Origin of the sequence: Virgibacillus proomii, from assembly GCF_018916875.1 — a bacterium.
Taxonomy (GTDB): domain Bacteria; phylum Bacillota; class Bacilli; order Bacillales; family Amphibacillaceae; genus Virgibacillus; species Virgibacillus proomii_B.
Map to the genome: position 1 here is coordinate 107,464 of NZ_JAHLNO010000004.1, position 15,266 is coordinate 122,729.

The 15,266-nt window shown below is 36.5% G+C and carries 11 protein-coding genes; all 11 read left to right on the top strand.

Features of this window, described 5'->3' with window-relative positions:
- Positions 1 to 18: 18 nt before the first annotated feature.
- The 11 genes from polA (at position 19) to thrS (ending at position 14,199) form a co-directional block, all read left to right on the top strand.
- Positions 19 to 2,658, top strand: coding sequence for a DNA polymerase I (gene polA, locus KQI21_RS01720; RefSeq protein ID WP_216482287.1), 2,640 nt, complete (start codon positions 19 to 21; stop codon positions 2,656 to 2,658).
- A gap of 12 nt (positions 2,659 to 2,670) precedes the next feature.
- Entirely contained in the window at positions 2,671 to 3,504 is an 834-nt protein-coding gene (mutM, locus tag KQI21_RS01725) for a DNA-formamidopyrimidine glycosylase (RefSeq protein ID WP_216482288.1), read from the top strand.
- Between the two features lie 4 nt (positions 3,505 to 3,508).
- Positions 3,509 to 4,111: a dephospho-CoA kinase gene (gene coaE / locus KQI21_RS01730; protein ID WP_216482289.1), complete on the top strand. Its 603-nt coding sequence runs from the start codon at positions 3,509 to 3,511 to the stop codon at positions 4,109 to 4,111.
- Between the two features lie 483 nt (positions 4,112 to 4,594).
- Entirely contained in the window at positions 4,595 to 5,626 is a 1,032-nt protein-coding gene (locus KQI21_RS01735) for a glyceraldehyde-3-phosphate dehydrogenase (protein ID WP_216482290.1), read from the top strand.
- 186 nt (positions 5,627 to 5,812) lie between these two features.
- Positions 5,813 to 6,190 (top strand): adenosylmethionine decarboxylase, encoded by a 378-nt coding sequence (gene speD, locus KQI21_RS01740; RefSeq protein WP_253291238.1) that lies wholly within the window; start codon positions 5,813 to 5,815, stop codon positions 6,188 to 6,190.
- A gap of 562 nt (positions 6,191 to 6,752) precedes the next feature.
- Positions 6,753 to 7,145, top strand: coding sequence for a cytosolic protein (locus tag KQI21_RS01745; protein ID WP_216482292.1), 393 nt, complete (start codon positions 6,753 to 6,755; stop codon positions 7,143 to 7,145).
- Positions 7,146 to 7,172: 27 nt separating this feature from the next.
- Positions 7,173 to 7,655: a transcriptional regulator NrdR gene (gene nrdR, locus KQI21_RS01750; RefSeq protein WP_216482293.1), complete on the top strand. Its 483-nt coding sequence runs from the start codon at positions 7,173 to 7,175 to the stop codon at positions 7,653 to 7,655.
- A gap of 7 nt (positions 7,656 to 7,662) precedes the next feature.
- Positions 7,663 to 9,006, top strand: coding sequence for a replication initiation and membrane attachment family protein (locus KQI21_RS01755; protein WP_216482294.1), 1,344 nt, complete (start codon positions 7,663 to 7,665; stop codon positions 9,004 to 9,006).
- A gap of 23 nt (positions 9,007 to 9,029) precedes the next feature.
- The gene (dnaI, locus tag KQI21_RS01760) at positions 9,030 to 9,956 is read left to right on the top strand and encodes a primosomal protein DnaI (RefSeq protein ID WP_216482295.1); all 927 of its coding nucleotides are present in this window, start codon (positions 9,030 to 9,032) and stop codon (positions 9,954 to 9,956) included.
- Positions 9,957 to 11,069: 1,113 nt separating this feature from the next.
- Positions 11,070 to 11,918, top strand: a complete 849-nt coding sequence (gene ytxC / locus KQI21_RS01765; RefSeq protein WP_309245492.1) for a sporulation protein YtxC — start codon at positions 11,070 to 11,072, stop codon at positions 11,916 to 11,918.
- Positions 11,919 to 12,252: 334 nt separating this feature from the next.
- A complete protein-coding gene (gene thrS, locus KQI21_RS01770) occupies positions 12,253 to 14,199 on the top strand; it encodes a threonine--tRNA ligase (RefSeq protein WP_216482297.1) in 1,947 nt (648 codons plus the stop codon).
- The last annotated feature ends 1,067 nt before the right edge of the window (positions 14,200 to 15,266 follow it).

A 15,266-nucleotide genomic window follows, 5' to 3' on the forward strand; every position in this document is an offset into this window, starting at 1 on the left:
ATTATCGGAGGCGAAATCATGGGCAATAAACTGGTTTTAATTGATGGAAATAGTATTATTTATCGGGCATTTTTTGCACTGCCGCTTTTAAATAACGATAAAGGCATTTATACAAATGCTGTATATGGATTTACGACGATGTTATTAAGAATGATTGAAGAAGAAAAACCAACACATATGCTTGTTGCTTTTGATGCTGGTAAAACAACATTCAGGCATGAAACGTATAAAGAATATAAAGGTGGAAGGCAAAAAACGCCACCTGAACTATCAGAACAGTTTCCATTGCTAAAAGAAGTATTAGATGCATTTCAGATTGCCCACTATGAACTGGATAACTATGAAGCGGATGATATTATTGGAACATTATCCAAACAAGTAGAAGAAGATGGCTGGAATGTGACGGTTATTTCTGGAGATAAAGATTTGCTCCAATTAGTATCAGATAAAGTAACTGTAACCTTAACGAAAAAAGGTATAAGTGAGGTGGAACGATATACTCCAGATTATTTAAAAGGGAAAATGGAAATTAGTCAAAAACAAATCATTGATTTAAAGGCATTGATGGGTGATAATTCGGATAATATTCCTGGCGTACCTGGGGTTGGTGAAAAAACAGCTATCAAGCTCTTAAAGCAATTTCACTCATTAGAAAATGTCTATGAAAATCTGGATCAAATTAGTGGAAAAAAATTAAAAGAAAAGTTAGCAAACCACAAAGATGAGGCGTTTATGAGTAAACAGCTTGTAACGATTAAGCGTGATACTCCTATTATGATTCAACCTGATGATGTTAAATATGATGGTTATCAGCAAAGTGAGGTAAGTTCGATTTTTAGAGAGCTTGGCTTTAAGTCTTTGTTACATCGAATCGAAGGGAAAGAAGATGAGGATACTACTACAGTTAATGAGCAATCTGCAATTGATTTTACGGTACTTAAAGAAGTAAACGATGATTTATTTACTGGTGAAGAAGCTTTAATTGTAGAAATGATAGAAGAAAATTATCACCAAGCATCGATTGAGGGCTTCTCCATTGTTAATTCTAATAATGCTTACTTTATACCAACAGAAGTAGCCATAGAATCAAATATATTTAAAAATTGGCTTGAGGATGAAGGTCAACAAAAAATCGTTTTTGATGCCAAGAAAACACTTGTTTCGCTATTACGAAATGATATTCATATTAAAGGCATTACCTTTGATATGTTGCTTGCTTCTTACTTATTGAATCCTTCTGAAAACAACCATGATATACCTGCAATAGGGCATCGGATGGGGCGTACAGACTGTCTATTTGATGAAGAAGTGTATGGAAAAGGGGCGAAGCAGCATGTCCCAGAACAGTCAGTTCTTGCTGATCATGTCGTTAGAAAAGCAATGACTTTATATAATTTAAAAGAGAAAATGGAAAATCAGTTGCAGGAAAATGAACAATATGAACTCTTTACGGAGCTGGAGATGCCGCTAGCTTTAATTCTTGGAGAAATGGAGCATATAGGTGTCCGTGTTGATAAAAATTGCTTAGAAGAAATGGGAATGGATTTAAAAGAACGGTTAGCTGAACTGGAACAGGAAGTACACGAATTAGCTGGTGAAGAATTTAACTTAAACTCACCTAAGCAATTAGGCACGATTCTCTTTGAAAAACTAGGTCTTCCTGTTATAAAGAAAACGAAAACAGGCTATTCAACGGCTGCGGATGTATTAGAGCAGTTACAGGATGAGCATAAAATTATTCCAAAGCTTTTGCTATATCGCCAGCTAGGAAAATTGCAATCGACATATATTGAAGGGTTATTAAAGGTTGTCAATAGGGGCACTGGCAAAATCCATACCCGCTTTAATCAAGCTTTAACACAAACCGGCCGTTTAAGCTCGATTGATCCTAATTTGCAAAATATTCCTATTCGCTTAGAAGAAGGCAGGAAAATCCGTCAAGCTTTTATCCCTGAACAAGAGGGTTGGCTCATGTTTGCTGCTGATTATTCGCAAATTGAGCTTCGGGTGTTAGCACATATTGCCAATGATGAAAAATTAATCAGCGCATTTCAACATGATTTGGATATTCATACCCAGACAGCGATGGATGTTTTTCATGTCGATAAAGAAGCAGTTACTTCAAATATGCGAAGACAAGCCAAAGCAGTAAACTTTGGGATTGTATACGGGATTAGCGATTACGGCTTATCACAAAATTTAGGAATTACTAGAAAAGAAGCGAAGCAGTTTATTGATCGCTATTTTGTAAGTTATCCAGGTGTAAAAGCATACATGGAAGAGATTGTTCAAGAAGCAAAACATAAAGGATATGTCAGCACGTTGATGAAGCGAAGAAGATATTTACCAGACATTACAAGCAGGAATTTTAATAAAAGAAGTTTTGCAGAGCGGACTGCAATGAATACGCCAATACAGGGAAGTGCTGCAGACATTATTAAAAAAGCGATGATTGATTTAGATCATAAGTTAAAAGAAGCAAAGCTAAAAGCTAGAATGCTTTTGCAAGTACATGATGAATTAATCATGGAAGCACCGAAGTCAGAAATCGACAAATTAATTGAAATAGTACCAGCTGTTATGGAGAATGCGGTGAATCTCAATGTACCTTTAAAGGTAGATTATGCCTATGGCGACAGCTGGTTTCATGCAAAGTAAGGAGCTAGGGAGATGCCGGAATTACCAGAAGTAGAAACAATTCGAAATACGTTAAAGCAGTTTGTAATGAATAAGACGATTGAGCAAGTAGAGGTTTACTGGCCAAAAATTATTAAAAGACCAGATGACGTGGAGCAATTTAAATCAGAAATAAGTGGTCAAACCATTTTAGATATTGAACGTAAAGGTAAATTTTTATTATTTCAGCTAAATGACTATGTACTTGTATCGCATTTACGTATGGAAGGAAAATACAGTGTAACTCCAAAAGAAGAACCGGTTAAAAAGCATACACATGTTATATTTAGGCTAACCAATGGTGAAGAATTACGCTATAATGATGTGCGAAAATTTGGTACGATGCATTTGTTTTATAAAGGAGAGGAAATGGAGCATAATCCATTATGCTTATTAGGCCCTGACCCATTCGATTCGGAGTTTACAGACGATTATTTTATAAAAAAATTAAAAAAGACACAGCGTGTTATTAAATCGGCTTTGTTAGATCAAACAGTTGTTGCTGGTTTAGGTAATATTTATGTAGATGAAACACTATTTCGATCAGGGATTCATCCGTTAAGACAAGCAAATAAATTAACGCATAAGGAAATAAAAGGAATTCGTAAACAAGCCATTGCAACAATGGAACAAGCTGTATTACAAGGAGGAACAACCATTCGCTCTTATGTGAACGGTCAAGGCGAGATGGGAATGTTTCAACAGGAATTGTATGTATACGGTCAAGAAGGGAAAAACTGTAAGACGTGTGGAAGTCCAATCGCTAAAATGAAAGTCGGAGGGCGCGGTACACATGTTTGTACCAATTGCCAACCGCTAAAGAGGTGAGATGATGTCAATTATTATCGGTTTAACTGGAAGTATCGCAACGGGAAAAAGTACCGTCTCACTTATGTTTGACGATTTTAATATTCCTGTAATTGATGCCGATAAGGTCGCAAGGGAAGTAGTTAAACCAGGGGAGTTAGCTTACAAACAAATCGTTAACCAATTCGGCCACCAAATTTTGCGGGCGGATAAAACATTAAATCGAGAAATGCTTGGTCAAATAGTATTCGCGGATGAAGCGAAACGAGATCAATTAAATAAAATTATTCATCCTGCAGTGAGAGAAAAAATCATCGAAAAAAGAGATGCATATCTCCAGGCTAAAGCACCATGCGTTGTTTTAGATATTCCGCTTTTGTATGAAAATAATCTAACATATCTCGTCGATAAGACGATTGTAGTTTATGCAGATGAGGATGTGCAGCTTAGAAGATTAATGGAGCGAAATGGGTATACCGAGCAAGAAGCCAATCAACGTATGCAAGCACAAATGCCGGTAAAAGAAAAAGCGAAAAAGGCAGATGCTGTGATCGATAATAATGGCTCTAAATATAAAACCTATAAGCAATTGGAAAAAATATTAATGGCTTGGGGTGTTATTACGTAGTTCCATATTAAAAAAAAGTTCTATGAACCTAATGAGATTAATCACTTAGGAAAGTTTTGTATAACCAATGTCTTAACTTCTGTGGATAGATAAGAAATATAGCATAATTTAACAAGCGTAGCGGTCCTTAAATAAGTGGGACCGCTGTTTTATTGCCTCAGATAACTTTTTGAAAAGTAGCATCGTCTTGCTCAAGTACACAAGTTGTAGCAAACTTTGTTCTTCTTCCTATGATAAGTCAACATTGGTTTTAAGTCTTACCAGTTTTCTTGCTGGAATTTAGTAGTCTAAAAAGGAACGGGATAGAGAGAAGAGGAAACCCAAGACCTATTGTCATTTACAAATAACAATAGGAAAGTTTTAATAGTTAGAAAACTGAAACATAAAGTAAAACGTAAAATAAGCGTCACACACAATCGTTAATATGTTATACTAATTAGTAAATAAGCAGAAAAAGTATAACTCATAGTGGGAGGAAGACAAATGAGAAAAACTCGGGTTGCAATAAATGGTTTTGGGCGAATTGGCCGAATGGTGTTTCGGCAGGCAATTGGCGATGAGCAATTGGATATAGTAGCTATTAATGCTAGTTATCCTGCTGAAACATTAGCCCACTTAATTAAATATGATAGTGTACATGGTATTTTTAATAAAGAAGTGAAACCGCTTCATAATGAAATTATGGTTGATAATAAAAAAATAAAGCTCGTTAATTCTCGAGTTCCGGACCAGTTACCTTGGGAAGAACTAGAAATTGATGTTGTTATTGAAGCAACTGGCAAGTTCAAAACAAAGGAGAGTGCAGGAGCACATATTCGTGCTGGAGCAAAAAAGGTAATTATTACAGCACCAGGTAAAGAAGTAGACTGTACCATTGTGATGGGGGTCAATGAACAATCTTATGATCCTGATAAGCACCAAGTTATTTCTAACGCTTCGTGCACAACCAATTGCCTTGCTCCAGTAGTAAAAATTATTGATGAACATTTTACGGTTAAAAATGGTCTTATGACGACCGTGCATGCTTTTACAAACGATCAAAAAAATATCGATAATCCACATAAAGATCTAAGACGAGCTAGAAGCTGTACTCAATCTATTATTCCTACTTCAACAGGAGCAGCAAAGGCGTTAGGTGAAGTGTTACCACACCTAAATGGAAAGCTCCATGGTATGGCTTTACGGGTTCCAACACCCAATGTCTCCCTTGTTGATCTTGTAGTAGATGTGGAAGAAATAGTTACTGCAAAACAAGTAAATGACATCTTTATGAAGGCTGCTGAAGCTGAATACAAGGGAATTGTTGATTATACCGAGGCGCCTTTAGTATCCATCGATTACACAACGACAGATTATTCAGCAATTATTGACGGATTGTCAACGATCGTCATGGAAGATCATAAATTGAAAGTGCTCGCCTGGTATGATAATGAATGGGGCTATTCCGCACGAGTTATGGATCTAGCAAAATATGTCGGACATTATATGCACCAAAAGCATGTACAAATTAGCTAGAATGAAAAGAGAATATTTTAGAACATTGCCAGACGAAATGAATTGCAAATGACCGTCAGACAGTTTATACTTTTCGTTGTATCATTGTTTAAATTATTTTTCTGTTTTAAGAGGTAAGCTGATTAATTAACTTCCCTCCATTAACAGGATAAAGGCAGTAATTACTATGCCATAAGGGTGAAAAAAATGGATACAATGGGAAGACATGTCATTGCTGAACTTTGGCAATGTAATGTAAATAAATTAAATAATATCGATATACTAGAGCAGGTTTTTGTAGAAGCTGCCCTAAAATCAGGTGCAGAAATTCGTGAAGTTACCTTTCATAAATTCGCGCCTATTGGTATAAGTGGTGTTGTGATTATTTCTGAATCTCATCTAACTGTGCATAGTTTTCCTGAGCATGGTTATGCCAGCATAGATGTTTATACATGCGGAAGTATGATCGATCCCCACATAGCTGTACAATATATTATCACCGCGCTGGAGGCGAACCATGTTGAAAAGCTTGAAATACCGCGGGGAGTAGGAGTTCTTAGGGTGAAAAAATTTCAAAAGCTATAATTATTAGCACATAAAATAAACATGGGTTGGTAGGCGAATATGTCTGTCAGCCCATGTTGTCTTTTTATCCCGCATGTAAGGTGCCGTAAGCCTCCCCCTTTAAGAGCCTGAGTTGGTACAAAAGGGTCAAGTGGAAGCAAACGGCACCTAAATGCCCGATTGGTTCATCTAACATTTCTTGGGAAAAGCATTCCAAGAAATGAAGTTTCACTTTATTGTCTAGTATATCTATTTTTGGTTTGTCCTTATTTGATTTAAACCTTGTACTAATTTGTTAGGTATTATCATATAAACCATAACTAGGTTACTGTCCTTTTGGCTGGTGCTATTTATTCGGATGTTTAATAAGCTTAAGCAAATATAAATTTTTTTCGGACGGAGGTTGCTAAATGCCAGCGAATTTTTAAAGCATTAAAAACAAGCACAACTAATAAGCCGTATGTATCAAAGTCTTGTTGTCAGCTATGATTTCAATAAAGGTAGAATCATAGAGGTTTTCTATAAAACATGTTAAAATAGGAATACTATACATAGGAATAAACTTGCACCGGGGTGGCAAAAAATGGCATTTCGCAATATGATTTCTAAATATCTTAATAATCATGCAGAAACTCAGGATAATCATTGGGATCCAACGTTACGAACCCATTATTATAAAACAACAAAAGAAAAAGCAATGCGTGCAATTGAGGAGATTCTTGGTCAATCAGAAACATACGAATTACATTCCATTTCAGAAGAGCATGGAGAAATAAGTGCAAAAGTTAAAAAAAGAAGACAAGCGTTTATCATAGTAACGATCATTATGGTGAGACCTTTTCAAACTGCAGTGGACTTTTCAGTTACAACAGAGACTGCACTTCCGTTTGATTTTGGTTATAGCACAAAAATTATTCAACGGCTTTACAAAGAAATTAATCATGTATTACCATTAATTACGAAACAAGCTAGGTAACGGTAAAAATGAGGAGTGGGCAGAACGATGAGATGTTCAAATTGCCATAACAAAAGTACAAAAGTATTGGATTCGAGACCAATTGAAGAAGGACAAGCAATTCGCAGACGCAGAGAATGTGAGCATTGCGGCTTCCGATTTACGACCTTTGAACGAATTGAAGCTGTTCCTTTAATCGTTGTAAAAAAAGATGGGGTGAGACAGGAATTTAGTCGTGACAAGTTAGTACGCGGATTAATAAAGGCTTGTGAAAAGCGGCCGGTTCCATTAGAAACCATTGAAGAAATAGCTTTAAATGTTGAGAAGGATCTGCGAAATGAAGGAATTTCTGAAGTGAATAGTAAAGAGGTAGGCGAACGGGTGATGGATCGCCTGTCAGAAGTTGATGAAGTTGCCTATGTAAGGTTTGCTTCTGTTTATCGTCAATTTAAAGATATCAATGTTTTTCTCGATGAGTTAAAAGAAATCATTGATAGTGACAAAAAGAATGGCTCAGATGGAAAGGAATAGATTCAACATGAATAGGATCGGTAAGATATTACCTGTCGAAGGCTATTTTGTAGTAGTCCAGGAATCGTTACCAATAGATTATGCAAAGTCGCTAACGCATCTGTATCAACCATTAATTGGTTTAAATGCGACCATCCTATATCAAACATTATTGCATGAACGGGATATCCAGGGTGATAAACCAACTCCGCAAACTCATCATACGCTTATGAATTATTTGAATCTTCCTTTAGACGAGATATATACTGCAAGGCTAAAACTCGAAGGGATAGGTCTCCTTAAAACTTATCAAATGGATAACGAAGCAAACCGGGTCTTTACATACGTATTACTACCTGTCTATTCACCGGAACGATTTTTTCAAGATCCAATGTTATCTCAGCTTCTATATCATCATATTAGTCCTGATAAATACGATCGATTAAAGCAACATTTTTTACCAGTGGCTGATAAGAAGTACGGTATAAATATAACTGCTTCCTTTCAGGATGTGTTTGAAACAATCACTTCTGATTTTCAACCGAATGTAAATGAGCAATCATTGGATCAAACGCCTGATACAAGAGGTATAGATTTTGCACCAATTGAGCAAAGCTTAAAACAGCGCATGATCCCAGAGAAAAAAGTACTAACGGGTTATAACCGTAAACTGATTTCCCAAATGATGTTTTTATATGATTTAGCTACATACGAAGTGGAAAAAGCGGTTATTTGGGCATTAACAGAAGATAATAGCTTAAATGTAGAAGAGTTTAAAGCAGCTTGCTATGACTTATTTCAATCGAAATATAAAGGAAGTCATGTTCGGCTAATTGATAAGACAAAAAAAGTTAGCCCAACATCGGAACAGAAAACACCAAAAACGCAAGAAGAAAAGCTTATTCAACATTTTGAAACGATTTCTCCAAAACAGCTACTAGAAGATTTGTCAGGCGGTCATCAAGCCTCGGAACAAGATTTACGCTTAGTGGGGGAGATTATGACATCTCAAGGACTACCAACACCAGTTATGAATGTATTAATTCACTATGTTTTATTGCAAACAAATATGAAGCTAACTAAAAACTATCTCGCAAAAATTGCTAGTCATTGGTCAAGAGCGAATTTGAAAACAGCAAAAGAAGCAATGGATTTTGCTAAGCAAGAAGTAAAAAATTATCAAAAAGCAAAGAAAACTGAAAATAACTATAGTAGCAGACAATCAAAAGAGGTAATACCAGACTGGTTTAAAAAACAGAAGCAACAGCAAAAACAAGAAGCAGTAGCTACATATGAAGAACAGGTAGATGAAGTACAAGAGCAAAAAGAAATAGCAGCGCTCTTAAAGCAGTATTCTAGTAATAATAAATAATAGCAATTTCAAGGATGATGGATATGAAACCAGTACAATCGACATTGCAAAAGTGGATGAGAGAAAATAAAAACTTTCAGGAACATTATGCAAAAATTAAACAGGAAATCCTGAATGATCCGGAAATTAAAACTTTTTTGGCTAAACATCCACAACTGGCAAAAAAGGAAATTGATAAAAATTTAATTAAATTATATGAATTTAAATCGCAATCGAAGCAATGCGATAAATGTACTTGCTTAGATAAATGCATTAATATGCTTCCGGGCTATTCACCAATTCTGCATGTCGAAGGGGGAGAGCTCCATTTATCCTATGAAAAGTGCTTTCAACGCATTGATTATGAAAAACAGCAAGAACAGCAGCGGTTAGTTCAAAGTTTATATATGCCAAAACAAATATTAGAAGCTAAGATTGATTATATTGATGCTGATCCAAAGCGAAGTAAAGCAGTACGGGAGATTTTGAATTTCATTGAAAAGTGTAAGCAAAATATACCACAAAAGGGACTATATTTGTACGGTCCGTTTGGCGTTGGAAAAACATATTTTCTAGGCGCTTTAGCAAATAAGTTAAAGGAAATATATATATCCTCAGCACTTATTTATATGCCGGAATTTGTACGAGAGATGAAAGCTTCCATGAAGGACGATTCGTTAAATACAAAGCTGGACTATTTTAAAAAAGCAGATGTATTAATGCTCGATGATATTGGTGCAGAAATGCAGTCATCATGGTTCCGGGATGAAATTTTAGGATCTCTGTTGCAATTTCGTATGATGGAAGGTTTACCAGTCTTTTTTACCTCCAATTACAGTATGGAGGAATTAGAATCACATTTAGCGCTTACGAAAACCGGTGTTGAAAAAGTAAAAGCCGGACGGGTAATTGAGCGTATCAAACAAGTTAGTCAGCCAATTCCCGTATTTTCCGAGAATCGGCGTACGTAATTTTTTACTTGTATACAACCAGCTCTAGTAAAAGGGATGGTTTAATGGCAGACTTGTGTAGGATTACATCCGAGTATCTGGTAAATGAATTATCCAAGACAATTGATTTTCTGAATAGATGACACATATTCTAAAAACAAACGTTTCTCGTACGGTTTTAATATCCTCTTAGTTGGTTAGATAGCATTACAGTGTAAAAGTAGATTACCAAAATAATAATTTTTAGATGCAACTAGCAGATGTTAAGCCCCCTGGCTCTATCTGCTAGTTTTTATCATCTAGGAAATTATATCCGCTTCTACATGGCGGATAATTCTTTTGAAAAGTAGCTTCGTCTAGCTTATGTACTGGAAGCTTGTCCAAACTTCGATCTGCTTCCTACGACAAGTCAGAATCGGATCGAATCTAAAGGAAGGCCGACTAAAAGCGGGCTTGTCGCTCAGGCGTAGGCATACCCCTGTTACAGGGGTATGTTTTCTTTATTCCTAATATGAAGTGTCGTACTTCTATCATTTGAAAATCTGCTTAATATTTTGTGAACTTTATGAGAAAAACGGCTCCTAAATTCGCGATTCGTTTGGGTCAACAGGACAGTCTTATACTATAAGCCCTAAAATTTTATACTTTCCTATAGTAGAACAAAAGCTAGAAGTTCTCGGTTAGCAGCATACACAACTGGAGAATCTCTGACCAAATAAGGAAAACTTCATTCAAGGAGTGTTTCTCTCCTTGAAGTAGAACAAAGGTTAAACTCAGGCGTCCTTGAAAAAGAAGAACGCTTTTTCTGCGTGCGGTGTAAAACTACGGCTTTCGTTAAAGACTTGACGGCAAGCCAAGTTTTTCTAAGAGGAGTTTTAGTCAAGGAAAACAGACGTTGTGGTCTAAATTCATGTTTATTCCGTAACAGCTGCTCCCAGTTTTTTGGTGTCCAGGTAGCATCAATTGACTACTTTTTTGCTGGAAACTAGAAAAATCACTCTAGCAATTTGAATCATGTTTCTTATAAAAAATTCTACTTTCATTATAATTTACTAGTTTTTATGGATTACTCATTATTTTAACTCTTTGTCCATATAATGTAACAGTTTGGTTGGATGAGGGTGATGTTTATTGGTGGAATTATTTATTGAGTCAGATAAAGAAGTTATTCGGTTTTGTGAAAGGATGCGACAGCATAACAAACATATTAATTTGCACTGGAAAACTCATAAAGAATGGGGGAATCTTTTACAATTTGAAGAACATATACCTGGTCAAGTACTTACCGGAGCAATTGCTAAATCGTTGACAGATGTTTATATGTCACATCGTTTAAGTAAGCTAATTACATCCGTAATTGAAGATTTTTATTACTATACGGATGCAGATGAAAAGGAGAAAATTCTTGAATTAACAAATTGGATGATGGCAGGGAGGGATAAAAATGATCTGCTCATTCATAAAAAAGAAGATCCTTATCAACTGCTCGAATCCTTGTTTATCGCTAATATAAAGGATACAGTCACCATTCACTATGATTCGCTAGTTAAATTTCGTTTGAAAGTGTTTAGAGACTACATCATTCATTATGTTGGCCTTGCTATTGATGAATATAAACGAGAAGAAGAACATCAGGAATTTATCAATATGCTTAGGGGGTATATTGCACGGCGGGAACCTTCTGTATCCGCGATTTATCTTTTGCAGGGAGATACATTTTCCTTTTTCAAAGAGAATGGTAAACCATTTTCGAATACGGAACTGCGCGCTTTAATGCAAAAAGAGCCGCTGTATCTCGTGGGATTAGATGAGAGTGAATTAAATTTATCACCATTAATAGCAATGGCGCCCAAAAAGATTTATATATATGGCGATGATCCGTCTGATCCAAAAACATTAACTGTTATTAATGTCTTTCAAGAAAGAGTTATCTTTGAACCGCTCCATCAGTTTCCATTTGTTTATTTTACAAAGAAAGGGTAATTCTAAGCCTTGCTTTTTCATGAAACGAGCGCTATAATACAGGTTATACTATTATATGTTAACTACAGGTTAGGAAAAGGACTTGAATCATTATAAGATGTATGGCTAGAGAAGGGAGTCTGTGGCTGGAAGCTTCCACATACTAATAATGATTTACCACCTTGGAGCCCTGCTATGGAAGGCAAGTATATAGCAGCGTATCATCTGCGTTAAAGGTGCATGAAGCCGTATGTTTTACGGGAATTAGGGTGGAACCACGACGTTACTAACGCTCGTCCCTTTGCTTTTTAGGCAGAGGGATGAGCGTTTTTAAATTGAAGAAGGAGTGAGAGCAGTGACTGAGCAATTAACTTTTATTTTTCCAGATGGTGCTGAAAAAGCATTTCCTACAGGAACTACCGGAGAAGAAATTGCAGCTTCTATTTCTTCGGGATTGAAAAAGCAGGCATTAGCTATTAAATTGGATGATCAGCTATATGATCTAAGAAGAGAATTAGATCATGGTGGGCAGATCGAGATTATTACTTATAAAGATGATGAAGGTATTGAAATAATGCGTCATTCGACCGCCCACCTAATGGCACAGGCAATAAAAAGGCTTTATAAAGATGTCAACTTTGGTGTAGGTCCAGTTATTGAGGAAGGATTCTATTATGATTTTGATATGGAGCATTCTGTCACACCGCAGGATCTTGCTAAAATTGAAAAGGAAATGAAGCGGATTGTAGATGAAGCTCTAGAAATTGAGCGGATCGAAGTATCACGAGAAGAAACGAAAAAAATGTTCCAAGATGATGAACTAAAGCTGGAGTTGATTGACGCTATTCCTGAGGGTGAACAAGTCACTATTTACAAGCAGGGTGAGTTTTTTGACTTGTGCCGGGGTGTTCATGTTCCTTCAACGAATAAGATTAAAGCCTTTAAGCTGTTAAGCATTTCTGGTGCTTACTGGCGAGGGGACAGCAATAATAAACAGTTACAACGAATTTATGGGACAGCATTTCAAAAGCAAAGCGAAGTTGAAGCGTATTTAAAGATCCTCGAAGATCGAAAAGAACGAGATCATCGTAAACTTGGAAAAGAGTTAGGTATTTTTACAGTGTCGCAAAAAGTGGGGCAAGGATTGCCGTTATGGCTGCCTAAAGGTGCAACCATTCGTCGAATTATTGAGCGCTACATTGTTGATTTAGAAGAACGACTCGGTTACAATCATGTATATACGCCGGTATTAGGAAGTGTCGAGTTGTATAAAACAAGTGGCCATTGGGATCATTATAAAGAAGATATGTTCCCTGAAATGAAAATGGATAATGAAGAACTTGTTCTTCGTCCGATGAATTGCCCACATCATATGATGGTCTATAAAAATCAGTTGTATAGTTATCGTAATCTGCCTGTCCGTATCGCTGAACTGGGAATGATGCATCGTTATGAAATGTCTGGTGCACTTGCTGGCCTACAGCGCGTACGGGCAATGACTTTAAATGATGCGCATATTTTTGCACGTCCTGATCAATTAAAGGATGAGTTTATCCGAGTTGTAAAACTGATACAAAAGGTGTATGAAGATTTCGATATTAAGGACTATTATTTCCGACTTTCGTATCGTGATCCTGAGGATAAAGAAAAGTATGTGAATAATGATGCCATGTGGGAAAAAGCACAATCAATGCTAAAAGAGACAATGGAAGATTTAAAGGTGGATTATGTAGAAGCTGAAGGTGAAGCAGCGTTCTATGGACCGAAGCTTGATGTACAAGTGAAAACAGCACTTGGAAAAGATGAAACATTGTCTACAGTTCAACTTGATTTCCATCTTCCAGAACGTTTTGACTTAACCTACATTGGCGAAGATGGACAACCTCATCGTCCAGTCGTTATTCACCGTGGTGTGGTTTCTACAATGGAGCGTTTTGTAGCATTCTTAATTGAAGAATATAAAGGGGCATTTCCAACTTGGCTTGCACCAGAACAAGTCAGAGTAATCCCTGTTTCGCCAAAAGCTCATCTTGATTATGCGAAACAGGTTGCAGAAAAGTTAAGGCTGGAAGGCATCAGGGTTTCGGTAGATGAACGTGATGAAAAGATCGGATATAAAATCCGCGAAGCACAAACGCAAAAAATACCTTTTGCATTAGTCCTTGGTGATCATGAAATGAACGATCAAAGAGTGAATATTCGCCGTTATGGAGAGAAGGAAACAGAAACGATTCACCTTGATGCATTTATTTCCAAAATTAAAAAGGAAATTGAAAATAAAGTAATCCATAAAACTAACTAACCATAAAACGAATAAATCATCTTTTTATCCCGCATGTAAGGTGCCGTAAGACTCCCACTTCAAGACCTGAGTTGGTACAAAAGGGTCTAAGTGGGATAAACGGCACCTAAATGCCCGATTCGTTCAACTAACATTCCGAGTAAAAAGCGTTCTACGGAATGAAGTTTCACTTTATCCCGCATGTAAGGTGCCGTAAGACTCCCACTTCAAGACCTGAGTTGGTACAAAAGGGTCTAAGTGGGATAAACGGCACCTAAATGCCCGATTCGTTCAACTAACATTCAGTAGGAGATGGAAGAAAACTCCTACGGAATGAAGTTTCACTTTATTTTTTGATATTCATCCCTCTGAGATAAGATTGATAAAAATCTGTTTTTTTAGGGGGATTTTTTATTCCACATCAAAGGTGCTGTAAGACTTTCATTTGAACAGAGAAGACGAGATGTTAGATTAACGGGTACCCAAATGCTTGCTTCATTTGGAATGACCGAACAGAAGAGCTTTGGCAGCGATGTATCGCACGCAGAAAAAGTGTTTTTCTTTTTTAAGGGTTAGAAAAAAATTCGGTGTGATCCATCGCGATTTTTCAAAAATGTTGCGATCTTAACCTTTAATCTATTCTTTCATGGAGAAAAACGATCCTTGAATGAGGTTTCGATTTATTCTTAATCAGGTCGATGTAATTTAAAACAAAGCAATTACCTCTACGCCAAATTTGCCACTAGTATAAAACGTAAAACAGGGCTTTTACTAAAAGGATACAAAGATGTGGATTTAGGTAAACCGATAGCTAAGGGGAAATACAGCAGAAAAATATTATTGGATTGCAAAGCTGTTTCATGAAGGTGCTCTTACTAATGAAGCTATTAAGGAAGCTGATAAACAGTCTACGTCTATTCATGGACTTCATGTGCCAAAGGGATTCGACGTAATTAAGAGAAATAGGCAGACGATTATAAATATACGAAAGGGAAACCGTTAGAAGATCTATTAATAACAGATTATCGTTTTCTCATAGATAACTTATTTTGCTTTCCGTAAAACAACGGATACATCATATTACCATT

Excerpts from the sequence above, each read along its gene's own strand:
- KQI21_RS01745 (WP_216482292.1), top strand. The coding sequence starts at position 6,753 with ATGGCATTTCGCAATATGATTTCTAAATATCTTAATAATCATGCAGAA.
- dnaI (WP_216482295.1), top strand. The coding sequence starts at position 9,030 with ATGAAACCAGTACAATCGACATTGCAAAAGTGGATGAGAGAAAATAAA.
- KQI21_RS01755 (WP_216482294.1), top strand. The coding sequence starts at position 7,663 with ATGAATAGGATCGGTAAGATATTACCTGTCGAAGGCTATTTTGTAGTA.
- mutM (WP_216482288.1), top strand. The coding sequence starts at position 2,671 with ATGCCGGAATTACCAGAAGTAGAAACAATTCGAAATACGTTAAAGCAG.
- nrdR (WP_216482293.1), top strand. The coding sequence starts at position 7,173 with ATGAGATGTTCAAATTGCCATAACAAAAGTACAAAAGTATTGGATTCG.
- coaE (WP_216482289.1), top strand. The coding sequence starts at position 3,509 with ATGTCAATTATTATCGGTTTAACTGGAAGTATCGCAACGGGAAAAAGT.
- polA (WP_216482287.1), top strand. The coding sequence starts at position 19 with ATGGGCAATAAACTGGTTTTAATTGATGGAAATAGTATTATTTATCGG.
- KQI21_RS01735 (WP_216482290.1), top strand. The coding sequence starts at position 4,595 with ATGAGAAAAACTCGGGTTGCAATAAATGGTTTTGGGCGAATTGGCCGA.
- speD (WP_253291238.1), top strand. The coding sequence starts at position 5,813 with ATGGATACAATGGGAAGACATGTCATTGCTGAACTTTGGCAATGTAAT.